This is a genomic window from Streptomyces callyspongiae (assembly GCF_047200695.1).
In the GTDB taxonomy this organism is placed as follows: domain Bacteria; phylum Actinomycetota; class Actinomycetes; order Streptomycetales; family Streptomycetaceae; genus Streptomyces.
This window is the reverse complement of sequence record NZ_JBJZOM010000014.1, coordinates 104615-125682: the sequence shown is the minus strand read 5'-3', so window position 1 is coordinate 125682 and position 21068 is coordinate 104615. Positions and strand designations below refer to the sequence as shown.

Below are 21068 nucleotides of genomic sequence, written 5' to 3'. Positions count from 1 at the left end.
GCTCTTTCATCCTACTTAATAACAGGAGAAATTGCAAGAGTGAGAGGGTGTATTTACTTGTGGTTGCGGCGGGGTCAGCTGGCGATCTGCATGGGCCCGGCGTCGTTCTGACCGGAGCCGTCCTCGGCGGTCAGGGACGCCAGGATCTCCTCGGCCTGAGCCGGCATGGTGCGCTTGGAGATCCGCGCGCCGTCCAGAAGCCCGACGATGTAGGCGTCGACCAGCCGGGACTCCACGTGCCGGACCTGGCCGCCGACCTCGAGGTGGTATTCGCCGGCTGCGCCGGCGTCCTGACTGTGGAACGTGAGGATGCCAAGGTCTTCGAGGGTGCGGAGCATGCGCAGGCGATTGCGCTGTGCTCCTCGGCCGAGATGGCGCTTGCGTACGAGTGGCATCCGGGGAGTCCTCCTTGTAGGGCCGCAGGGGGCGGATTCGGGGCGGAAGGCCCTGCCCACACAGCAGGGCCTTACCTATTGTACCGATATTAGGCAAGAGGTAGGGGGGGATTTCCAGCCGTCAGTGCCCGCAGTCGACGGATGGATCGCACCAGCGGTGGGGGCCGGAGCCTGCGGGGGCGGGTGGAGACCAGGATGTGCCTTCGCCTGCAGAGGAGGGAACGGGAGTTCCATCCCACAGGTATGCGGGGTCGCGGTCCCAGGGAGCGGTTCCTGGGGCATTTTTCGGGGCCTCCCCCGGATCGATGGCGGGCTGCGGTACGGGGGAGCAGGTGTGGCCGTCGTCGCGTGGGGCCGGGCGTTTCAGGCGGCCTTCACCGGCTCGGCGGAGGCGGTTCTCGGCCAGGCTCGCCGGACGTGTGCCGACCTGGTGCACATCGTCGAGGAGGAGACCGATCTCCTCGACCGTCCAGCCGTGGCCGGTCAGAGTCAGAGCGGGAGAGGTCAGCCAGAAGGGGAGCCGCAGGCTCCCGAGAAGCGCGAGTACCGATTCGGCGGTGTCGGGGTTGAACAGCCGCACGTGCCCGAGTACGTCCTCCGGGGAGACCCAGTGCGCGGATTTGTCCGGCCGGGGCAACTTCTCCAGCAGGGTCAGACCGCGCAGCTGAGCGACGGAGGACACCACGGACGGGGGTGGCGTCGCCGGGTAGTGGCGGGTTCTGCGGCGGCGCGGCCTGGGCTGTGGAGACGAAACCGGTTCGGTTCCCTCCCTGAGCACTGCGTGCCCAGGGCCCTCCCCGGCTTGCGCAGGGAGGGAACCGGAAACCGGTTTTACGTGCCGCCTGGCGGCAGATGTTGAAGCGGAAGGTGTTGGAGGACTCTCCCGACCGGAAGGCGAGTCAGGAGAGCAGGAACCGTCGTCGCTGGCAGCAACATCTGCCACCGCGCAGTGGCCGGGCGCCGAACGAGGAGCGGGGACGGGATCAACACCTGCCGTATCTGGCGGGCAGTGGCCAACACTTGCCGTATCCGGGCGCATGTTGGCCGGGGCTTCGTCCACAGCGTCGGCCAGGGCCCACAGCTCGCTGCGGGAGGGAAGCGTCCCCGGAGTGTCGGTGACGGCGATGACGTGTTGCCACTGGCGGCGGCCGACGGATCGGCGGTGCCGCACGGTGTGGCCGGAGGCGTCGAGCCGGGCCATGAGTCGCTGCCGCTGACGGTCGGACACTCCCAGCTCGGCGGCGAGGTCTTCGCTCTGGCCGCGCCATCCGCGGCGGGTGATCAGCCGTGCTGCGACGCCAGCGAGGTCGACGGGGAGCGCGCTGGCGGCGATGGCAGCAAGGGGATCGGCGGTGCGGGTGAGGACCAGCAGGACGGTGCCGGGCGCGGAGGTCATCGGCGGCCCTCCTCGACCTCGAGGAAGCGGCGCAGGTCCGCGTCCGAGACACTGGGGGTGTCCTCGTCGTAGAGGGCCATCGTGCGGACCACGGCCTCGTCGGGAAGCTGGCCCGGGGCGTCGCCCACGGCCAGCACGTAGCGGCCGTCGAAGGGCTGCCTGCGCGTCAGCCCGATGCGTTCCAGCGAGGCAAGGACGCGGCGCATCCCGGGGCCGGAGACGTACAGGCGACGGGACAGCTCTCCCCAGGAGCCGCAGAAGCCGTCGAGCTCACGCAGCAGACGCACCATCACGCCGGTCTCCTCAGGGCCGAGCCGGGAGGTGCGCAGCATGGTGGTCAAGGGATCGCGCGTGCCGGGCACGCACAGCACATACACACCTTGCGGTGGTGTGTCGGGGAACGGCATGTCCGTCCTCTTTCCACCGCCCCGGGACGGGCGAGTGGCGAGAATGGTGCGTCTCACACCGTGAAGCCGGGGCATTGCCCTTCAATGCGATGACCCCATGGGCTAGCATGGCCCACGAGTTCACCACAAAAAGCGCGTACGACCGGCCAGCCACCGGATTCAGGGATGATCCGCGAGGCGGCCAGAAGGAGAAGGCATCACGTAAAACGCTTCGTTCTCGCTCTCCCTCCAGGACGATCAATCACAGGGCTATCGGTTGGCTCTACGTCAGCTACAGCGTCTGCAGGGATGAGCTCCAGGAGCCCCGCACACTGGGATTGCGGCCCAGTAGCGGGGCTTCACTGCGTCTGACGTGCCCGATCTTATCCAACCGCCCGGCTGTCTGCGTTCTTTGGGCAGGATAAAAACCAGAACCAGCTACCCGCTTTCTGCGTGGCCCGCACACGTACCCGCCCGCGGCCTGGACGGCACACCGTCAACGCGGCAGGGCTCCGCCAGACCTTGAAACGGCCTCACGAAGCCCTGCCACACACCCATCACGCCCGTCGGCGGAACGCCCTCAACCGGCACGGCAGCCCCCACCAGGCCAGGTGACTGGGGGCCTCCTCCAGCAGCTCCCACCGAGCGGAGAGCGCGCGGTAGAAGTCCTCGTCCCCGGACAGGTCCTGGTCGGCGGGGGCGCACAGGAACAGCAGATCGCCCTGGTAGGCATGCAGCGACCGCGCGGCCACGTCCACACCGCGCGGAGGCCACACCAGCAGCAGCGCCCGCCTCGGGAACAGACCGGCCACCTCCGGCCCGCCCGGATCCACGACCGTGTACGGGCCGCCCGTGCAGTACACGTTGTCCTCACCCGGCGCGTGCAGGTCAAAGCACTCCACCTCGGCACCGGCCTGCCGAAGCTGCCACGCCCAGTAGCCGGTGCCGGCGCCGACCTCCACCACGCCCCGGCCGTCCAGCAGGCGCAGCATCCAGGTCAGGTCCTGCGGAGTCGGGATGCCCCACGCGAACCGCGTCCGCAGTGTGCCCATCTCCAGGCCCCGCAGAACGGTCTCCTGCAGCAGCTCCGACGGGCCGACGAGGAACGCCGGCTTGGCTCCGGGGCGGCCGAGGTAGTCCTCGGCGGGCATCCACCGCAGGATCTCCCAGTACGGGTGATCGCCAGCGGACTCTTGATCCGCGGCGGTGCGTGCGAGCGGAGCGAGGCGGGCGTCGTCGGGCACACGCGCCCACATCTCGCGCAGGAATGCGACGTCTTCGGAAACGGCGGGGTGCGGTTCAGTGGTCATCGCCCACCACCACCATCCCCACCGGCCGCCCCTGGCGCACCAGAAGCGTCAGAGGGCGCGCGGGATCGTCCTCGCGGTGTGATCCCTCGCTCACGACCGGGAGGACGTGGACGAAGTCGTAGGTGATGTCGGCGCCGTGACGCCAGGGCCAGCCCTGCTCCTGGTCGTCGGGACTGGCCCGCTGCCAGACGCTGCCCTCGGAATCGAGAACCACATCGCCCCACTCCCACGCGGCCTCCTGACGCTGCAGCAGAGGCTCGGCAGGGATCTTCTCATCCATCGGTGTTCCCCTCTCGCTTACGCGGCTTCGGCTTCTTCCCGGCGGTGCCGTCGGGAATCGCCTTCACATGCAGCTTTCCGGCAGTCGGCTTCATCGGAACCGGGATGCCCCAGCGCCGGTAGTGGGACCGGATCTGGTCCAGGTCCGGGGTAGAGCCCTGCTTGCCGAACCAGAACTCGTAGGTGCCATCCGGGCCGGTGTAGGTCCCGGGTTTCCGGCCCCCACCCGTGGCGGCGTGCCGGAAGAACTCCTTGAGCCCGCGGTCCTCCGACTCACCAGAGCGGTGCACGGAGAAGCGGTGCAGCATGCCGGCGACCGCCGGGTCGTCCTTGGCGAGCACCGCCTGGGCGCCGGGCTGGCCGGGCTCGGCCTTCTCTCCCCAGCACCGGCGCAGCCACGGGCAGCCGTCGCAGACGTAGGACAGGCCGGGGCCGCGCATGGGGCGCTCGAAGGCGTCCCACCGTGGGGCTTCATCCGGGGCCTTCGCGTGCCGCTGGATGTCCCAGACGTGCTCCAGCACCTCCAGCGCGTAGTCCTCCGTCCACTCCTCGACCACGACCTTCTCCCGCACCTGCCGGTCGGTGCGGTCCAGCTGCAGCCACACCACCCACCGGGGAGTCTCCCGGTCGGGGTCCTGCTGGCAGGCCAGTGCGTACCCGCCGACCTGCATGCGGTGCGCGTCGTACTCCATGCCGGTTTTGAGGTCGATCAGTACCCCGTCGATGTAGACGAACAGGTCGAGGCTGCCGGGGACCGTGTCCTTGCCCGCGCGCAGGGACACCTTCACCTCGTACCCGGCGTTGCCGGCGACGGCGGCCATCCAGGGAAGCAGGCCCTCGTGGATCCACGTGCCGACGTTCGCTGCACGGTTCTCGCCGTCCAGCGCCAGCTCGGAGTCGGAGGGCTCGGTGCCGGACAGGCGGTAGGCGCACTCGCGTACGCAGCCTCCGAGGCTGGACATCCTGAGCCCGAACAGCTTGCCTTCCTGCTCCTGCTTTTTCTGGTGGTACCGGGTGTAGGCGGTGAACGCGTCACGCACGAGGCCGTGAACGGCGCCTGCCACCTCCTCGGCGGTCTCCAGCCCGCGGCGGCCGCCTCCGGGCGGTGTGGTGCGGTCCTGGCTCATGCGACGTACTCCTCGCAATTCATGCGGTGCGCGCCGGAGGCGATGACTTCGAACTTCGGGCAGCCGCACACCATCAGGGTCGGCACGTGCTGCTGCTCGGAGGACGGCTGTGGGCCGCCCAGGTCCTCCCGTGCGCGCTGTTCCAGGATCACCGCTTCCTCGATCATGTAGGTGAGCCACTGCCGCAGCGTGGTGCCGTCGGGGCGGGCGGGCTGGTCGAGGAGACCGGCGTGGCGGCGCCACACCTGCCGCAGCCGGTCGGGTTCGGCCTTCGCCTCATCGGCGGACGTGACCGCCCGCTGCATCTCCGGGCCGATGCCGTCCATGACCAGTGCGGGGATGCGGCCCTGCGGAGGGGCCTGCGCGTACAGGTCGAGTCCGGCAGCCACCTGCGGGCAGTGCCAGTCGCAGGTGCGGGACGCCACGCGGTGCCGGAGCATGACGTGCGGCTGGCGGGTCCAGTGACCGTCCTTGTCCCGTTCGGGGGCGGTGAGTCCGAGTTGCTGCGCCTCGGCCATCTCGTACGACACGCGCCGTGGAGCGGTCTCGCCCCGCAGTGTGATCTCCGCCACGGCGTGAGTGGAGTCGCATTCGGAGTCCACCCACCGGAAGTCGTGCCCGGCGCGCCACATCAGCGACCGCAGAAGCCGGGTGCGCAGACCTACCTGGCCCTCTTCTCCGGCCGGGTAGAGGTTCTGCACTGCTGTCCACACGGGCACGTCGAGCGCGGAAGCCTGCAGGAGTACGGCGGTGATGTTCTCAGGCTGATTCCACAGGTGAGAGGGGATCAGACCCGAACTGGCCAGGTGCGTGGACAGCTGGATCATCGCGCCGAGTTCACCCGGGCCGTCGTACCGGCCAAGCGATACCGGCTCCTGACCAGAGAGGGGGAGGGGCGTCTCGGCGGATGGACGGGGGCGGCGTGATGGGTGCCCGGCGGGCACTCGGGAAGTCGCTCGTATACGGCGTGCCAGGACGCGCGGGGCGCCCCTCTCCGACTGAAATGACGAGGGCATGACACTGCGAGTGGTGGCCTTCTGGCGCATTTGCTCGATACTCTCTTTCGTGCAGCCAGTCCTCATGTGCAGGGGGCTGGCGTGGTGGGGCCGTGGCCTCGGCGCTGATGACGTCCGGAGGGGTCTGGGCATCGGGTGCCGGGCCTCGGCTTCTCTTACTGGTGCCAGACCAGGGTTTGTGCTTCAGCCTCCTCCTCGGTGATGCGCCTGCTCTGGAGCGAGAACGTGATGACCCGCAAGGGCGCCCACCCGTAGACAGTGCCGACTTCGACGTCGTGGTCGATGAACCCACCGTTTCGCCGCAGGTGGTACAGGCTCATCATCTTGATCTTCATGATCGCGGCGGCCTCGGTCTGCGACAGGAACCGCTTGGGCACCTTCTTCCACCACCGAGGCGTCTTCGGCGTTTCGCCCTTCTTCGGCCGGCCCACCGGGGCAGGGCCGAGCACGGTCACGCCGTCCGTGGACAGACGGCCGGTCTCAACACCCCACCGCGTGCCGCGCTCCGGGGCCCACCCGGCCGTGTTGCCCACGAGTACATCAGGGTCAATGACCTTGCCCTTCTTCCGCAGGTCCGCGAGGGACTTGGGGTTCGCCATGCCGACACGTTCCGAGAACTCCTTCTGGGACCAGTAGTGCCGGGAATCCGCCGTAGTCTCCACTGCATCCTCCTCTCAAACAGAAAATCGAATCCCACGCTATACAATCCGCCTCGGTTACCTACGAGCGAGCGGGTCTGTTTCACGCACTATCACCCCCTTCCCGTGTTCTTCGGTTCCGTGCTACGGAGGTGGGCACCCGTTCGGGCCGGATGCCCACCTCCACGAGTTCTTCGGGAGAGGTCATCTACGGAGATGCACGGCGGTGGCCGTGGGATGTACCGCTCGTTCGTGTGTGAGGAGGCGCACGAGTTCCGCTGCCGCACTCTCCTTGCTGGAGTAGGTTCCCGTGAGGCATCGGGAGTCGGAAGTCCTCCTACCCCACCGAGGCTCGGAGGACGAGTCGACGCGGAGGAACTGCTCGACCACACCGATCACCTTGCCGTCGGGCCACAGCACTTCGTGCGCGGAGAGCGCATCGGGAACGTCAGCAGGCCGCAGGAACACCTTCATGCTGCCACCTCCGCGGAGCCGAGAGTCATGCGAGCTGGGTGTGTGCTGGTCATGGTCGCGGTCTTCATTCCTCGTCCTGGTGGGCGGAGCAGAACTCGCTCTCCGGTGCAACTGGCTCGTGGCACTCCGGCACGCCGTCCTCGGTCATCCGGAGCGCTGCGCCGTGGCGGCAGATCACGGGCTCGGGGTAGATGCAGGTGCCGTCGCCGCCTTCGTCGCCGGCAAGGTGAGCGTGCGTCATCGTCAGCCGGGTAAGTACGCCCATCGGGCGTGGCCGGAGGAGCGATACGGGCATGGGAAGTTCCACCAATGCGTAGCCGCAGCAGGAGCATGTGGTGTCGGCTTCGCCGGACTTCGACTTCACCTTGCGGGCGAGGATGTCGCGTACGGCGCCCGCGAGTTGAGGCGTGAAGGTGGTCATGATGATCCTCCAGGGTGGGAGACAACGTCCTTTCCTTGTGTACTCATCCTAGCATTTCCAAGATTCAATAGCAATATACGGGGGGGGTATTTAGTGGGTGGGGCGCCCCGGAAGACGCCCCACCGCCCTCCCCCGAGGGGACTCACGGGGCCGCGAGCACATCCAGGACCTGCTCCATCACCTGGGAGGCGTGGGAGTCGGGCCTGGAGCACGGGTTGCCGTCGCCGCAGGAAGGGCAGTACGGAAGGGTGTCGGTGCCTTTGCGTACCGGATCGAAGAGTTGGCGGATCGCCGGCTCCGTGCGAGACAGGTACAAGGAGCGCACCCGTGCCGCCTCCCGGTCGCGCCACAAGGCGCGTGCGACGTTGATGGCCCGCCATATCTGCGCGGGGCCGTCAAGCGCCTCAAGGTGCGGCTCACGTCCGGAGTCGTCGGTGTAGTGGATGACAAGCCCGCCACGCGGCGGATGAGCCTCAAGGTCGTGGAAGCGCTTCATGTCGAGTTCCCTTCTGGCGCGGAGGTTCCGCACCTGCTCGGTGTGAGTGGCGCAGCTGGTGCTGTGACGCCGGTGCAAAGAGAGGAGGGGGCCGGAAGCGCGTTGCTTCCGGCCCCCTCTCTGGGGGTGGGTGCCGTCAGTTCTCGTACTGGACGGTTTCAGTCAGGAACTCGCGCTCGGCCTGTCGCCTCAGCCGGTCCATCTCGATGACGAGCTGGCTGGTCGAGGTGCGCTCGTGCCGCTGGATCAGGTTCCTGGTGATCTCGCGGCGGACAGTGATGACGGCGTCCACGAGGTCCTTGCCGCCGGTGCCGGCGATCTTCTCGACCTCGTGCCAGGGCTGAGCCTGGGCCTGGACGGACAGCAGGCGCTCGACGTCCTGCTCGGAGAAGGGGTTGTCGCCGGTCAGAGCCTCGGCCGCGCGCTGGCGGGCGCGGACCTCGCGCCGGAGCGCGAACTCGAGGGCTTCCGTGGCGGACTCGATCAGGGCTTCGCGGTTGTCGGTCATGTAGCTGTATCCCTTCTGAGTTGGGTTGGTGTGTTCCTTGATGACTTAAGCCTATATGAAGGAGTATCCTTATGCAATATACAAGGGGGGTATTTAATGTGAGGTGCACCATACAAAAGAGCAGATCAGAGGAGGTGTGAGGGCGGAGAGGGTGAAGGCCGCGTCGGAGGGGTAGAAGGCGTGGCGCCGAGGTGCCTACCAGCGGCCGGGTGCGCGGACGGCGGTCCCGCATCCGGCATCGTGCCCCGGGCCCGCCCAGGGGTGCTGTGGAGGGGAACGACTGGAGCACCCGGTGCGAGGACTACCCCCAGACCACGGTCCGCCCGCGCCTGCGGCACCACATCGCAAGCTCGTGCAGGCTCTCCAGGTGGAGCTGCAGGCGCCCGGCGCTGCGCCCGACGTAGGTGAAGTTGCGGTCCGTCAGCGTAGGGGTTCCGGCGTCCTCGGGGGTGAGGGCGAGCGCTACCAGAACGCGGCCGAGTAGGTCGTCCGCCGGGATCTCGCCGCACGCGTCGCCGGGCATGCCTAGGAGGTCAAGGATGCGCGCGGCGTTCTGGGAGTGCAGGTCGGTCACGGGGGAGGGTCCGGCCGAATCGACGGGCACCGGGTACAGCGGGTACATCCCGCACAGCTCGGGGTCCTCGCAGCCGGGGAGCCCCGGGCGCTCCGGCTGTGCGTTGGCAATCCGCGTCACGGCGGCGGCCTCCTCGTAGGAGTCGAACCGCGGGGCGCGGACCTCCACCTCCGGGCAGAAGCAGGAGACGACGAAGCCGGCGGACTCCTCCAGTGTGGCCGTGAACTGGATTCCCATGGTTCCTCCCGGGTTGGTGGTGCGTGAGCTATTTGGTGATGACTTAAACCTAGTAAATGCACCGCTTATATGCAATATATGAAGGGGGTATTTACTGTGAGGTGCACCACATAAAACGCCAGGTCAGCGCACCTTTACGCCTTCACCAGCAGCCACTCCACGCTCACCCGCACGCCGAACGCCGACCCGCCCCGCAGCGACCCGGACCACACCGGCCCCAGCTCACGCAGCCCCTCACCGGCCCGCTTCACCGCCGCCTCCCGCAGCTCACCAGGGTCGCGACCGCGCAGCGACCGCGAGATGTCGGGGCCGTACTTCACCGTGCCCGGCACATCCGCCGGAACCCCGTGCGGGTGGATGAGGAGCAGCAGCCCGTACAGCGCCACAGACTCCTGCCCGCCCGCGGCCTGGTACGCCTTGTCCAGATCGCCGGCCACACGCTCCCGGTACGCCCCGGCGCTGCTCAGGTGGTCGGAGGCGAAGTCGAAGGTGTACGCCGCCTTCAACTCCAGCAGCAGCAGAGGCCGCCGCCCGGCGGGATCCAGGACCGCCAGGTCAGTCCGGTCCCGGCCGGGAGCGCCCGGCGCCCGCCACTCCCGCGCCACCACGGCACGGGGCACCAGCTTGTGCAACTGCCAGGCCAGCCGGTCCCGTATCGCCAGCTCCGGCTTGGACGTCAAGGCGAGGTAGGCCAGCTCGCCGGGATCCATGTGGTCACCGGCTCGGGCAAGTGCCCAGCTCAGCATCCGCACCCCGGCCGGGGCGTCGGGCATGAACGACTCACTCATGAACGAACTCATCCTCCAGCAAGAGAAGTACAAGCGGGGACGGGCGGGCGCCCGGAGCCAGCGGGAGGCTCCGGGCGCAGGGCTCACGAGCAGGTCCGGTGCGCCAGCCTCAGCGCCATACCGATCATGACGCTCACCGGATGGGACGTGAATCGCTTCCGGTTCTCCGGCTTCTGCAGCCCGTCGTGGACGGCCACGACCAGCGAGGCAGTGAACAGGTCGACCTCGATGCCGTCGATGACCACGAAGGAGGAGTTCTCCACCGCCCAACGGAACTCACCGATGACGCCCTCCGGTCCGCCCCGCCGGGGCGTGGACGCCTTCTCCCGCACCTGTTCGCGCTCCAGGGCGGTGAGCTCCCGCACGCGGTGCGTCCGCTCGCTCAGTACCGAGGGCATCGCGCCGGAGCCGCGGTAAGTCTCCCGCAGCTTGTCGTACGCGCGAGGCGTCAGGACCCACGCGGCCGCGCACGGACGGCACACGCCGACCGGCTCGATAACGCGCCTGCCGGGCTCCCTGGGAGCGTGCTCGACGGCGGCCTCCACCGGGCCGCGGCAGAAGGACCGCCAGCAGCGGCCCTCGCCGCCGACGTTGAGGCCGCACTCCAGCACCACGCCCCCCATCAGGACAGCTCAGAGCAGCAGCGGCACAGCCGGACCTGAGAGAAGTCCTCGGTGGCGATGTCGTCCAGCAGCACATCCGTCAGCAGCGAGGACAGGTCCTGCGCGGTAGCTGTCTCGCCGGGCTCACCCCAGCGGTGAACGGGGCCGATCTCGATCGGTGACCAGCGCGGGCATTCGGTCACGGAGTGGACTTCCCACAGGAGTGCGCGGACCTCCGCGTAGAAGAGGCTGGGCAGGGTCTCGGCGATCGTGCGCGCCTCGTCGGCCTCGGGGTCCGGGCCGTGGTCGTGGGCAGGGGTGGTCATGGTCGTCCTTCCAGTTGGGCTCCCGGGCCGGGAGCGCAGACGGGCGCGGCCCTCGGGCCCGCGCAAGCAGACACCGGCCGCCGGGCGAGGGCCCAGCGGCCGGTGCGGAGAGGGGAGTGTGCGGGCTACCCGGCGTGGGCGGCCTGCCAGACCTCCCAGGAGCCGACGTGCGCCAGCAGGCGGCCGAGGTACAGGGCGAACTCCGCGCGGCCGTGGGCGTCGGCGTGACCAGAGCAGGCGTGCACGTACTCGCCGGACTCGGAGTGCTGGAGGATCAGGGACGCCGTGCCGTGGTCGCACTGCCAGCACCACGGCGTCGGTCGGGGACGCTCGTCCAGCAGGTCGGCCGCCCATGCGGGGGCAGTGGTGATCGTGAAGCCGTCGATGTCGTCGGTGAGGATGCGGACCACAGAGCCCGCCTCCAGGATCGACATGCCGCCGTCGTCCAGCGCGATGTAGGCGGTCCGGACGCGGACGCCGTCGTGGGTGTGGGAGAGGACTTCCTCCACAGTGCCGTCACGCTGCTCGCGGTGCTGGTCGGGGCGGGTGACGGTGACACGGACTCGGTCACCGGCTTCGGTCGGGCGAGTGTCGGGCTGGGGGATCATCAAGCGGCCCTCCTGCAGGGTGGTTTCTGGCCTTTCCTTGTGCCTTCATCCTAAATGAACAGCACTTCAAATGCAATATTCAATGGGGGTATTTACGTGGAGGGGAAGTCCACGAGAGGGCGCCGAAATCCGGCAGGGATGCCGGCGCCCTCACCGGGAGCTCAGGAGTAGTTGACCGCCCGGCGCCACGCCTCCCACGTGCCGTACTCGCTCAGCAGGCGGTCCAGCCAGCGCGTCATCGCCTCCACGCGCTCTCCGATGCTGTGCCGGTGGCAGAACCACCACTGCTCACTGGAGGCCGGGTGCTCGATCGAGAACTCCGCGCGCTGGTAGGTGCACTGCTGGCACCACTTCTGCGCGCACAGACCGAACAACGGGTCGCCGTAGACGATCACGGGTCCGCCGAGCCGCTCGGGCAGTGGGGTCGGCTTGACGGCCGTGAAGTCGCCGGCCGGGAGGGAGTGGCGCAGACCGCAGAGGCAGTCGACGGCCGCCAGCTCCTGAGGGGAGCCGCCGTCGCCGCCCTGGGAGGTGAACGTCTCGGCCACTACGCCCTTGTGCATCCGTATGGAGCCGCGGCCGAGGATTGTGGTGACGTGCTGACCGGTGGTGATATCGCGTTCGGACATGGGTTCTCCAGTGGTCGTTTTGCCCTTTCCTTGTGTCTTAATTCTAGTTTAAGGTGACAGAAAATGCAATATTTGAGGGGGGTATTTTAGGGGTTGGGGTGCCCCGACACCCAGAAAGGAGAAGGGCGCCGGAGGCCGAGAACGAGAGGAGCTAAGCGATACCGCCCGGGTAGTACCGCACCCGCCGGAACCCGCCCTGGAACTGCGCGGTCAACTCCTCCTTCTCACAGAAGAAGTACGGCCCCCGGTACGTAGTGTCCTCGGTGAAGATCGTGTACGGACCCGAATCGATCGTCTTCCGCGTCCACGTCACCCGAGCCGGCGTCACGTCCAGCTGGTACGTGTTCCACACCCCCACCGCAACTGCGGGCGTGTCCAGCTCGGCCAGAACGTTCCACTCGCCGGTCGTCTCGTGCCACTTCCCGATACCGATCTGGCCCGTATGCCGCTGCCACGCCCGGTACATCGACATGTTTCCCGGGGGAAGTTGATACTCCGGCGTCCACTGGAAGGTGTCCTGGTCCGTCGCGGCGCCGAAGAGCAGCGCCATCTTCCCGCCACCGCCGCTCTCCGGCAGCGTGTCGAACATGATGTCCACTTCGATCGAGTACGTGTCCGACTTCGGAAGAGGACAGCGCCAGCCGCACAGAACGGAGGGAAGACCGAGCCCGCCTCCCCAGTCGTTCTCGATGAAAATGCCCTCCTGAGACTTCTTCGGGAACCCCCGCTTGCGGTCACCGAGCACCATGTTCTGATCCGTCAGGAGTGTCAGCTGCCCCAGCGCCGGCCGCCGCTGCGCCCACGGATCAGCGATGTTGGACCGGTAGTCGTAGGTGGACGGGCCGCGGTAGTACACCGGGTCACCCGACAGAGCCCCGCGGATGTTCAGCGCCTCGAACCGCTGCCGGTGGAAATGCCGAGACACACCAGTAGCCAGAACATTGATCCCTGCGTCCCGGTACGTGGCGAACACCGAGTCGGCGTAGTACATCGACAGCGCGATCCACTTCACCCCAGCTGTCTGCACATCTGCCACCGGGTACGGCAGGTCTGTCGTGCCCCACGTCGGCCGTCCTGGCGTCAGGCACGCGGCCACCCCGGCGTTCAGCACAGTCGTCGCGTTGGCGAGGTCCTGGATCGCGAGCATGGTCCAGGGCTGGGCGCACTTCTGCCGTACGGCCCGCAGCGCAGCCGTGAGATTCGACGTCTCCGTGGCCGGAGCCCCTGACGCCGTGCAGGAAACGAAAGCGACGGCCTTCCCGTCGAGACGCTGCAGGAACTCGGGCAGCAGCCAGTTCTGGTAGCGGGGAGCCAGCCACCCATACCAGCCGCCTCCGCGCGTGTTCCGGTCCGGAGGAGAGAGCAGCCACTTCGGGTCGTCCACGTCACCAGCGAAATTCAGGGTCGAGGTGATCGTGTCCGACTGCAGCCGCCTGGCGGGCTCCGTCTTGTAGAGCGAGGACCGCCCCTCCGACACCTCACCGTCCGACCCCTCGGCCAGCCACGCCGCCCCGTCGACCGTCGCCGCGACCTGCACATGCACCATGTCGATGTCGTGCTGCAAGCAGTAGTCCAGTCCGTACGGGCTGTTGAAGGGGTGCAAGAACCCGGCCAACGACTCCGCCCCGACGACGCCCGTAGCCGGCAGGCCCGCGACACTCTTCCGGCACGCCACCGGCGCCGGGCCGCCGCCTCCGCTGCCGAACAGACCACCGTCCGACCCGAAGGTCAGCGCGTTCCCGGAGTCGCTGGACAACCGCGCTGAGAGCTGGTGCGTGGCGGGGCTGTAGGCCAGGCCCTGCCCGACGTTCTTCCCCACGCACGTCATCACCGCCTGGCACGCCGCCGGGTCAGTACCGACGAAGCTGACCACGTACGGGGTGTTCGTGTTCGCAGAGCCGTTGCCGGTAACGCGGATACCGGACCCACCGGTCACCGCACAGGAACAGGTACTAGCGCATCCACACCTAGCTATTGTCCTCACCACCTGCGAAAATGAGGTCATGGCATCGACACATGAACCTCGGGGGCGAACCTGCCGGGACTGCGGCAGTGAATTCGTGACCACCAACCGCTCGACGCGCTGTAACCCCTGCACGCATGCACGTCGAAGGAGGGAGGCGCCTCCCTGCGCGTGCGGGGCGCCGAAGCACCCTCGGGCGAAGAGGTGCCCGGGCTGCTACCACGCAGAGGTGAGGCAAGGACCCACGGAGGTGGCCGCCAAGCTGACGGAATCGGCGCAGCGCACGGAGGAGGGGTGTCTCATCCCCGCCTATGGCACCCGACTTCGTGGATACGTGAGGGTCCGGCTCGGTGACGGAAGCATGCATCTTGCCCACCGCATCGTTGTTGCGGAGGAGCACGGGCCGATACCCGAGAGCGTGACGGTGGATCACACCTGCCACAACCGAGCTGTGGCTTTGGGGACGTGCGCAGGAGGGCACTCGTGCAGGCACCGGGCGTGCATCGAGCTCAGCCACCTCGCACCGAGCGAAGCAGTCGACAACTGGAGGCGTGGAACAGAAGGCGCCCCGGCCATGCACAGAGCGAAGACCCACTGCCCGGCAGGGCACCCGTACACAGGAGAGAACCTCTATGTCCGTCCCTCTACCGGGGCACGGAGGTGCCGTACCTGCCACAGGGAAAGGGAGGCGGAGAGGCAGCGGAAGAAGAAGCGGCAGCGGGACGGACTCGATACGTGACATCGCCTACGCCTCCTCGTCCTGTGTGCTGCTGCTCGCCACGGAGGCGAGCACGACCCTGCGCCCCGTCTCGTGCACGGCCACGAGGCGACCGTCGGCGTCCTCGGTCAGCTCCCAGTGCTCACCAACCCGCACCGGGCCGGACACCGCTGCCGCGTAGCCGCCAGCCGTCTCGACCGGGACGATGTCGCCGGGCAGCCGCACCTTCTCCCGAGCAGCTGCGGTCCAGTCCCGCATCAGGTCCCGCATCGCGGTCTGGTCGAGGCTGGCGAGCCTGCGGTTCACCAGAGCCACCGTCAAACGCCTCCTTCACCTTCGTCTTCGACTTCCTCGCCGCGCAGCGGAGTGAAGGACACACCGACCTTCTCGCCGCCGCTGCTCGCCCCCTGCCCGGCCTCCCAGGTGCACTGGAGCTGAGCCAGCCGCATCCCCACCCGCACGGGGCGGCAGAAGTCGGCCGCGGTGATCACGAACTTCTCTCCTGCCACGAGCTGCCGCATCTCCACCTGCGAAGTGGGGCTCAGGGCCGCGTCGGCGGGGATGCGCAGCACCGTCAGCGGAGGCCGGGCCTGCCGCACATGGGTGGAGGCGATGTTCCGCAACCGGGCCTCACTCTTCTCTCCCGGCACGGAGATGAGGGTCTGCAGGCGGTCCCACGTCGCCGTCCAGCCACCGACCCGGCCGACCTTGCCCTCGTCACCGACCGCTGCGACGTCGGTGGCGGCCGCCATGCCGTTGACCTCGATCTCGAGGTCGGACAGGAAGTCGTTCGTGGACAACTGGCCCTGCGCCGGGGTGTTCTTGTCGGCCTCGGGGCCGATGAGCATGTGCCGGCCGACGGTCGTCCAGTCCACGCCGAGATCAGCGATGCGGATGAGCTCATCCAGCGCGTACCGCGAGAACTTCTTGAACGCCCACGGCTCACGAATACCGGCATCACGCACCTGCACGTACGGAAGGATGTTCTCGCCGTCATCCCCGATGACGCTGGCGAACAGCCACTCCACGTGCCGGGCGATGTCCTTGGTTTCCTCGGACACGGTCCGATTCACCCACCGACGAGCAGCCCACGCGGTGATGTCGTGGGCCTGCAGGATGAAGTCCCCGCGCCGCTCCCGTACGTTCGTCAGCGGCCCCTGCCACACCAGGTCACCGTCCCGGTACACGCTCATCTCGTGTGCCCACGGCTGCGCCCGGCCGAGCAGACGGCAGCATTCAGCGCCGGCCAGCCGCTTCCCGACGGTGACGATCGACTCGGACGTCTCGCACAGTCGCCGCCCCCACTCAACCTTCCTCGTGCCGTCGAAGGTGGAGGCGTAGACCTGCTCACCACGCCGCCAGTGGAGCTGAACCTGGTAGTTCTGCGCGCATCCCAGCATCAGGCAGCGTCCTCCCGGGCCACGAGGAGAACCTGAGCAGTGGCGTCGTCAGCGATCTGCCCGGAGTCGGCCATGATCTCGATGCACAGGCCGGTGGAGCACTCGAAGACCGGCCACTCGAACAGCTCGCCGCCCGGCCCGTACAGGACCGGTTCCGCTGTCCCGCCGCCGCCGCAGTCCACGTACGCGCGCTGCACCCGGCCATCGACCACGAGCTCCGACCCGGAGGGAAGGTAGGCAGCGGAGATGTCCGCGCACGACGCACACGGGTCGATCGGGCCCGTGCAGTCCAGCCCGGCAGGATTGACGTGGAACCGCACCGTCAGCCGCCGCGCGACCTTCGCGCCGGTGCGCACAGTGATGACCGGGACGACTTCCTGCCAGTCCGGCATCTGCGAGGGTGGGATCGTCACCACTGTCCGCCGAGCCTCGTACGGGTCGGTGGGGAAGCACGGGTCGGTCGGCGCCGGAGGAAGCGGAGGCAGCGGAGCCTTCGGGCACTCCGGGTCGTCCAGGCAGTCCGCCGCCGGCTGGCACAACTCCGGGTCTGGGCCCTTCGGGTCCACGATCGCCGTGCCGTCCCGGCCGATCGGCAGCCACGACTCTGGAGTGTCCGGCGTGACGGCGAGCGGCAACTGGTAGATGTACGGAGTGCCCGCGACGAGCGTGAACTGCACGGTGGCCATCAGCCCGCGGTTGAGCTTCGTCTTCTCCAGCACCGACGGGCCTTCCAGCAGCCCGACGTCGTAGAGCATCCGTAGCTCGGAGTCTCCGAGGTTGCCCTTCCCCGGAGTGACCAGCGGGCACGAGGAGAACATGCACAGGGTGTCGCCGCCGCAGGACTGGCCGACGCACAGGCTGCCACGCAGGGCAGAGGCAAGCCATGAGATTCCGTACGACATGGCGGCCTCGTCCAGGCCGAGTATCAGCACCGTGAACGTGATCTCCCGGTGCGGGCGGCGCAGTGGGCCGAGGAGGCTGCCATCGGTCAGCAGGGGTACCGGAGAACGGGAGACTGGCGCACGGTCCAGGCCGTCCACGCCGAGGCCGACGAACCCCACGAGCGACGCGGATGCCGGAACCAGGGCGTCGAACCACGGAGCCGGGTCCATGGCCGGTGCAACGTAGGGGTCGTCCTCGAGGGCCTGAGGCAGCTCGGGGCACGGGTTGCAGCGCAGGTTCATTCCCAGCCTACGGCTGTAGGCGTAGGCCCGAGTTGTCGAGACCAATTCGACTCCGGCAAGGCTCGCAAAATCGGGTAGCAAGGGTCAGCTCACCGCCAATCGGGCGAGGCGGGTTTGGACCTTGTACGCGACCGTCTCCGGGTCCGCGGCGTACGTGGTGACGGTGATCGGAGCGTTCACGTGGACGCCGCCGATCGTCTCCGTCGGCCCGGACCGCACTGCATAAGACTGCTGGGCGGCGGCCACTGCGGACCCGGTCTGCTGGGAAATCATCGCCATCAGCCCGGATTCGCGGGCAAGTTGCATCGCGCGGCGCTTGTCCCGAAGCGGGATCACTACCTCAGGGCCGGCCTCACCGATCAGCGCCGGAGTGGGGCCGGTGACGACGGCACCCTTCCGCAGGCCGATGAGGCTGCCGAGCTTTCCCAGTCCGCCGCTGATCGAAGACCGTACCTGGGAACCGATGTTGCCGATCGCGGAAGCGATCTTGCCGGGCAGTCCACGGAAGAGGTCGACTACGCCGCTGATCAGGGCGCTGGCCGCGCGTTTCGCTGCGCCGATCGCGCCGCGGATGACGCCGGAAACCCGCCCCGCGAGTCCACCGACGGCGCTCGCGGCCCGGCCCGGGAGACGGAGGAAGAACCCGACCACCGCGGTGATACCGGAAGAGACGGCGCCTCGAGCCCGCGACAACGCGCTGGTGAACATGCCCACCAGCCGGCCGCCGATCGAGGAAGCCGCGGATACCGCCCGGCCCGGAAGGCGGAGGAAGAACCCGACCACCGCGGTGATACCGGCCAGGACCGCGCGGCCGACGGAGGACATCGCCTGGCCGAAGAGTCCGGCGAGCTGGCTCGCCAGTGACCCGAGGACGCCCAGAAGACGGCCCGGCAGCCCCGCGAACCAGTCGATGATCCCGTTGACCAGATCCGGGATGATCGAGTGGCCCACCAGCGTGTCGTAGAGCCACTGGAACGGCGCCACGATCAGGTTCACCGCCCTGGTCACCCAGCCGACCACCGTGGTCAGGGCCGATACCAGAAGGCCGAGCCCTGCGACGATCCCCTTGAGGATCGGGAGGACCACGTTCGCGATGCCCCACTTCTGGAACGCGGCGACGACCTGCAGCAGGATCGAGATGAGCGGCGAGGCAGCAGCCACCAGCTCAGCGACGGAAGAGACGATCTGCACTACGAGCGGGATCAGCTCGGGCAAGATCGAGATAAGCGGCTGAAAGCCCTGGACGATGATCTGCGTCAGCGGCGGGATCAACGGGGTCAAGGCGCCGATGAGTTGCCGGAAGGCCGGCATCAGGCCCTGGAGCAGGGCGGGAACAAGCTCCAGGATCGGCGGAAGGACCTGCGAGAGAACCTGGCCCAGCCCGTCTCCGAGGGCAGCCGCCAGCGGTGTCAGGGCTGATGCCACCTGCAGGGCAGCGGAGGCAAGTTTCGGCAGGATCGGCAGCAGCGCGGAGGCCAGGGCATCCACGACGGGCTGCAAGATGGGGATGAGGACCCGCAGGGCACCGGTAAGGGCTGACGCGACAACAGCCGCCAGTTCCCCAATCACCGGCAACAGCGGGGACAAGGAGGACAGGATGCCGGACAGAGCGGAACCGAGCGGCTGGAGAGCCGGGCCGAGCGAGGCGAAAGCGGTAGACAGCCCAGACGCGATGGCCGTCAGCCCGGGACCGAGCGCGGCCAACGCGGGACCAAGAGCGTCGATCGCAGTGGCGAGCCCGGGACCGAGCGCGACCGCGATGTCCGCGATCTGCGGTGCCACAGCCGCCAGAGCGCTGCCGAGCGCGCTGATGATGGGACCGAGCTGCGCCCCGACTCGGCTGAGCGCGCTGAAGATCGACAGCAGCGCGTCCTGCCCCTCAGCAGAGGACAGGAAGTCGTTCACCCCCGCCAGGAGCTGCCCGAGAGTGCTGAGCAGGTTCCCGCCGGACGCCTGCGCGGCGGAGAACACCGAGCCGAAGATCCCGCCGAGCTCGGACAGGATCGTCCCGAGCTGGGAGAACACCGCGAACGCGTCCTCAACCCACCTGAGGGCCTGGCCGGAGTCACCGGCCTGCTGCATCCACTGCCCGAACGACGTCGCCAGTTCCGCGACCTTCGCAGAGAGTCGGTCGAACGCCGGCAGCACGCCGACGGTGATGGAGCGGAACCCGGCCAGCACGGGCTGGATCGCCGGGACCAGATTCTGGAGCTGCCCGCGCAGCGTGGAGAACACAGCAGTGACGGCGTCAGCCGTCTCGGACTCGGCGGCGAACTCCGCGACCGCCGCGCCCGCGTTGCCAAACTCGGCCGCGACACCCCGCACACCAGACTTCACCGGCCCGGAAAGGTTCTTCGCAATCGTGGTCAACTGGCCCTGGAGCGGAGCGAACAGGGCCTGCTGCGCGGCACGCTGGATCCCAGCCAGCTCCGGTTTCAGCCCGCGCAGCTCCCGGGCGACGGACTGAGCGGCCGGAGCCAACCCCTCCAAAGACTCGGAGAACTCCTGCGCGTCGCCGGTCAGCGCAGCACCGAACGCGTCACCAACACCCCGCAGCGCGACGGCAAGCGTGCCGACCGCGGCAGCGCCGAGCGCCGCAGCAGCAGGCAACGCCGCGAGAGCCCCAGCGGCAGGGGCGAGAGCCGCGGTGAACTGCACCAGGCCAGCCGTCGCCGCCGCGGCCTGAGCAGCAATCAGCGAGAAGCCGAGCGTCTTGCCGATGGCCCCGGCCGCGGACCGGGCCAGGCTCCCCAGCCCCCGCAGAGCCCGGCGGAACCCGTCTCGGTCCACCTCGACGTCCGCCGTCACCTGGAGGTCACGCAGATTCCGCAACGGAGAGCGGTCGACATCGAGCAGGACCTCGACAGTGAGAGCACGAAGCTGCGTCACCAACCGAGCACGGAACCTGGCCACGTCGGCCGCCAGAGCGATCTCTGCCGCCACACCCCGCAGGGCGGAACGAAGATCGCTGGCGATACGGCGGCCCATGGCCAGCCCGGTGCCGGCGATCGACCGGCGAAGACCCTCGTCCAGCGCACGCCCAGCGCTGCGCGCGGCAGCCCGCAGCTCACGCTCCATCTCCTCACGGACATCGGAGGCGGAGAGCGTCAGCAGAACCGAGGCATCGGCCAGAGCCAAGAGCGCGTCCCAGGGCAGGTCGGGGGATCACGCCCGGCCGACCTGTCCAGACAGCGCTTCCCACCAGCGTACGGGCAGCCCGTCACCGGCCGCCGTTAGGCTCGCGCCATGACCGAGACATCCCAGACCCCCGCGCATCTGCGTTTGCGGCCTGCTGTCGACACCGAAACCGGCGCCCCCGTCTGCCTGCTGAGCTGGGCAGAGAAGATCGGGCAGCTCACACCGGAGGAGGTGAAGCAGATCGCCCGCCACTGGCTCGACGTTGCCGAGGCGGCCGTCACGGAGGCCGCGGTGCGCCGCACCTGCGATCGGCTGGAGCTTCCCGACGGCAGCGCCGAGGCGTTCACCGCCGACATCGCCGCAACTCGCCGCGAGATAGCAGAAGGGGCCACTGCCTGATGGGCCGCCAGAAGCCGAACCGGCCGCGCCCAGGCAGCAGCGGAGGAGACGCGTCG

24 protein-coding genes are annotated in these 21068 nt (G+C 68.5%); 2 read left to right on the top strand and 22 right to left on the bottom strand.

From position 1 onward, the window contains the following. Positions 1 to 74: 74 nt before the first annotated feature. From ACL06G_RS15615 to ACL06G_RS15530, 18 genes are all read right to left on the bottom strand, one after another. Positions 75 to 395, bottom strand: coding sequence for a hypothetical protein (locus ACL06G_RS15615; RefSeq protein ID WP_412836167.1), 321 nt, complete (start codon positions 393 to 395; stop codon positions 75 to 77). 121 nt (positions 396 to 516) lie between these two features. Continuing rightward, positions 517 to 1077 (bottom strand): hypothetical protein, encoded by a 561-nt coding sequence (locus ACL06G_RS15610; RefSeq protein WP_412836166.1) that lies wholly within the window; start codon positions 1075 to 1077, stop codon positions 517 to 519. Between the two features lie 710 nt (positions 1078 to 1787). Beyond that, positions 1788 to 2198 (bottom strand): hypothetical protein, encoded by a 411-nt coding sequence (locus tag ACL06G_RS15605; RefSeq protein WP_412836165.1) that lies wholly within the window; start codon positions 2196 to 2198, stop codon positions 1788 to 1790. 536 nt (positions 2199 to 2734) lie between these two features. Beyond that, positions 2735 to 3487, bottom strand: a complete 753-nt coding sequence (locus ACL06G_RS15600; RefSeq protein WP_412836164.1) for a class I SAM-dependent methyltransferase — start codon at positions 3485 to 3487, stop codon at positions 2735 to 2737. Next, positions 3477 to 3767, bottom strand: a complete 291-nt coding sequence (locus ACL06G_RS15595) for a hypothetical protein (RefSeq protein ID WP_412836163.1) — start codon at positions 3765 to 3767, stop codon at positions 3477 to 3479. Before ACL06G_RS15595 ends, ACL06G_RS15600 begins: the two co-directional genes overlap by 11 nt. After that, entirely contained in the window at positions 3760 to 4893 is a 1134-nt protein-coding gene (locus ACL06G_RS15590) for a hypothetical protein (protein WP_412836162.1), read from the bottom strand. Before ACL06G_RS15590 ends, ACL06G_RS15595 begins: the two co-directional genes overlap by 8 nt. Next, positions 4890 to 5720, bottom strand: a complete 831-nt coding sequence (locus ACL06G_RS15585; RefSeq protein ID WP_412836161.1) for a hypothetical protein — start codon at positions 5718 to 5720, stop codon at positions 4890 to 4892. Before ACL06G_RS15585 ends, ACL06G_RS15590 begins: the two co-directional genes overlap by 4 nt. Positions 5721 to 6064: 344 nt before the next feature. Then, entirely contained in the window at positions 6065 to 6508 is a 444-nt protein-coding gene (locus ACL06G_RS15580) for a hypothetical protein (RefSeq protein ID WP_412836160.1), read from the bottom strand. A gap of 577 nt (positions 6509 to 7085) precedes the next feature. Beyond that, entirely contained in the window at positions 7086 to 7442 is a 357-nt protein-coding gene (locus ACL06G_RS15575; RefSeq protein WP_412836159.1) for a hypothetical protein, read from the bottom strand. A gap of 142 nt (positions 7443 to 7584) precedes the next feature. Then, positions 7585 to 7938: a hypothetical protein gene (locus ACL06G_RS15570; protein ID WP_412836158.1), complete on the bottom strand. Its 354-nt coding sequence runs from the start codon at positions 7936 to 7938 to the stop codon at positions 7585 to 7587. 136 nt (positions 7939 to 8074) lie between these two features. After that, complete coding sequence (locus tag ACL06G_RS15565; protein ID WP_412836157.1) at positions 8075 to 8446, bottom strand: hypothetical protein; 372 nt, start codon at positions 8444 to 8446, stop codon at positions 8075 to 8077. Positions 8447 to 8747: 301 nt separating this feature from the next. Further along, positions 8748 to 9257, bottom strand: coding sequence for a hypothetical protein (locus tag ACL06G_RS15560; protein ID WP_412836156.1), 510 nt, complete (start codon positions 9255 to 9257; stop codon positions 8748 to 8750). A 134-nt stretch (positions 9258 to 9391) separates the two neighbouring features. Beyond that, on the bottom strand, positions 9392 to 10045 hold the full coding sequence (locus tag ACL06G_RS15555) for a hypothetical protein (protein ID WP_412836155.1): 654 nt from the start codon (positions 10043 to 10045) through the stop codon (positions 9392 to 9394). An 83-nt stretch (positions 10046 to 10128) separates the two neighbouring features. Beyond that, the gene (locus ACL06G_RS15550) at positions 10129 to 10668 is read right to left on the bottom strand and encodes a hypothetical protein (RefSeq protein ID WP_412836154.1); all 540 of its coding nucleotides are present in this window, start codon (positions 10666 to 10668) and stop codon (positions 10129 to 10131) included. Beyond that, entirely contained in the window at positions 10668 to 10973 is a 306-nt protein-coding gene (locus ACL06G_RS15545) for a hypothetical protein (protein WP_412836153.1), read from the bottom strand. Before ACL06G_RS15545 ends, ACL06G_RS15550 begins: the two co-directional genes overlap by 1 nt. A gap of 125 nt (positions 10974 to 11098) precedes the next feature. Beyond that, positions 11099 to 11581, bottom strand: a complete 483-nt coding sequence (locus ACL06G_RS15540) for a hypothetical protein (RefSeq protein WP_412836152.1) — start codon at positions 11579 to 11581, stop codon at positions 11099 to 11101. Positions 11582 to 11742: 161 nt separating this feature from the next. Next, positions 11743 to 12210 (bottom strand): hypothetical protein, encoded by a 468-nt coding sequence (locus ACL06G_RS15535; RefSeq protein WP_412836151.1) that lies wholly within the window; start codon positions 12208 to 12210, stop codon positions 11743 to 11745. Between the two features lie 151 nt (positions 12211 to 12361). Continuing rightward, positions 12362 to 14029 (bottom strand): hypothetical protein, encoded by a 1668-nt coding sequence (locus ACL06G_RS15530; protein ID WP_412836150.1) that lies wholly within the window; start codon positions 14027 to 14029, stop codon positions 12362 to 12364. A 184-nt stretch (positions 14030 to 14213) separates the two neighbouring features. On the opposite strand from ACL06G_RS15530, the gene ACL06G_RS15525 reads away from it, so the two are divergent. Next, positions 14214 to 14912, top strand: coding sequence for an HNH endonuclease (locus ACL06G_RS15525; RefSeq protein ID WP_412836181.1), 699 nt, complete (start codon positions 14214 to 14216; stop codon positions 14910 to 14912). Between the two features lie 6 nt (positions 14913 to 14918). On the opposite strand, the gene ACL06G_RS15520 is transcribed toward ACL06G_RS15525, so the two are convergent. Genes ACL06G_RS15520 through ACL06G_RS15505 form a run of 4 tightly spaced genes read right to left on the bottom strand, consistent with a single transcriptional unit; the run spans position 14919 to position 20613 of the window. After that, positions 14919 to 15206, bottom strand: a complete 288-nt coding sequence (locus ACL06G_RS15520; protein ID WP_412836149.1) for a hypothetical protein — start codon at positions 15204 to 15206, stop codon at positions 14919 to 14921. A 2-nt stretch (positions 15207 to 15208) separates the two neighbouring features. Continuing rightward, positions 15209 to 16291, bottom strand: a complete 1083-nt coding sequence (locus ACL06G_RS15515; protein WP_412836148.1) for a hypothetical protein — start codon at positions 16289 to 16291, stop codon at positions 15209 to 15211. Beyond that, positions 16291 to 17520 carry a hypothetical protein gene (locus ACL06G_RS15510; RefSeq protein ID WP_412836147.1) on the bottom strand — a complete coding sequence of 410 codons (1230 nt, stop codon included), beginning with the start codon at positions 17518 to 17520 and terminating at the stop codon, positions 16291 to 16293. The genes ACL06G_RS15515 and ACL06G_RS15510 overlap by 1 nt, the downstream gene beginning before the upstream one ends. Positions 17521 to 17559: 39 nt before the next feature. Continuing rightward, positions 17560 to 20613: a phage tail tape measure protein gene (locus tag ACL06G_RS15505; protein WP_412836146.1), complete on the bottom strand. Its 3054-nt coding sequence runs from the start codon at positions 20611 to 20613 to the stop codon at positions 17560 to 17562. Positions 20614 to 20721: 108 nt separating this feature from the next. Between ACL06G_RS15505 and ACL06G_RS15500 the strand changes: the two genes are divergently transcribed. Beyond that, positions 20722 to 21012: a hypothetical protein gene (locus ACL06G_RS15500; RefSeq protein WP_412836145.1), complete on the top strand. Its 291-nt coding sequence runs from the start codon at positions 20722 to 20724 to the stop codon at positions 21010 to 21012. The last annotated feature ends 56 nt before the right edge of the window (positions 21013 to 21068 follow it).

Bases quoted from the DNA above. Each gene is read 5' to 3' on its own strand.
- ACL06G_RS15615 (WP_412836167.1), bottom strand. From the start codon at position 395: ATGCCACTCGTACGCAAGCGCCATCTCGGCCGAGGAGCACAGCGCAAT.
- ACL06G_RS15605 (WP_412836165.1), bottom strand. From the start codon at position 2,198: ATGCCGTTCCCCGACACACCACCGCAAGGTGTGTATGTGCTGTGCGTG.
- ACL06G_RS15600 (WP_412836164.1), bottom strand. From the start codon at position 3,487: ATGACCACTGAACCGCACCCCGCCGTTTCCGAAGACGTCGCATTCCTG.
- ACL06G_RS15595 (WP_412836163.1), bottom strand. From the start codon at position 3,767: ATGGATGAGAAGATCCCTGCCGAGCCTCTGCTGCAGCGTCAGGAGGCC.
- ACL06G_RS15590 (WP_412836162.1), bottom strand. From the start codon at position 4,893: ATGAGCCAGGACCGCACCACACCGCCCGGAGGCGGCCGCCGCGGGCTG.
- ACL06G_RS15585 (WP_412836161.1), bottom strand. From the start codon at position 5,720: ATGATCCAGCTGTCCACGCACCTGGCCAGTTCGGGTCTGATCCCCTCT.
- ACL06G_RS15580 (WP_412836160.1), bottom strand. From the start codon at position 6,508: ATGGCGAACCCCAAGTCCCTCGCGGACCTGCGGAAGAAGGGCAAGGTC.
- ACL06G_RS15575 (WP_412836159.1), bottom strand. From the start codon at position 7,442: ATGACCACCTTCACGCCTCAACTCGCGGGCGCCGTACGCGACATCCTC.
- ACL06G_RS15570 (WP_412836158.1), bottom strand. From the start codon at position 7,938: ATGAAGCGCTTCCACGACCTTGAGGCTCATCCGCCGCGTGGCGGGCTT.
- ACL06G_RS15565 (WP_412836157.1), bottom strand. From the start codon at position 8,446: ATGACCGACAACCGCGAAGCCCTGATCGAGTCCGCCACGGAAGCCCTC.
- ACL06G_RS15560 (WP_412836156.1), bottom strand. From the start codon at position 9,257: ATGGGAATCCAGTTCACGGCCACACTGGAGGAGTCCGCCGGCTTCGTC.
- ACL06G_RS15555 (WP_412836155.1), bottom strand. From the start codon at position 10,045: ATGAGTGAGTCGTTCATGCCCGACGCCCCGGCCGGGGTGCGGATGCTG.
- ACL06G_RS15550 (WP_412836154.1), bottom strand. From the start codon at position 10,668: ATGGGGGGCGTGGTGCTGGAGTGCGGCCTCAACGTCGGCGGCGAGGGC.
- ACL06G_RS15545 (WP_412836153.1), bottom strand. From the start codon at position 10,973: ATGACCACCCCTGCCCACGACCACGGCCCGGACCCCGAGGCCGACGAG.
- ACL06G_RS15540 (WP_412836152.1), bottom strand. From the start codon at position 11,581: ATGATCCCCCAGCCCGACACTCGCCCGACCGAAGCCGGTGACCGAGTC.
- ACL06G_RS15535 (WP_412836151.1), bottom strand. From the start codon at position 12,210: ATGTCCGAACGCGATATCACCACCGGTCAGCACGTCACCACAATCCTC.
- ACL06G_RS15525 (WP_412836181.1), top strand. From the start codon at position 14,214: ATGGCATCGACACATGAACCTCGGGGGCGAACCTGCCGGGACTGCGGC.
- ACL06G_RS15515 (WP_412836148.1), bottom strand. From the start codon at position 16,291: ATGCTGGGATGCGCGCAGAACTACCAGGTTCAGCTCCACTGGCGGCGT.
- ACL06G_RS15500 (WP_412836145.1), top strand. From the start codon at position 20,722: ATGACCGAGACATCCCAGACCCCCGCGCATCTGCGTTTGCGGCCTGCT.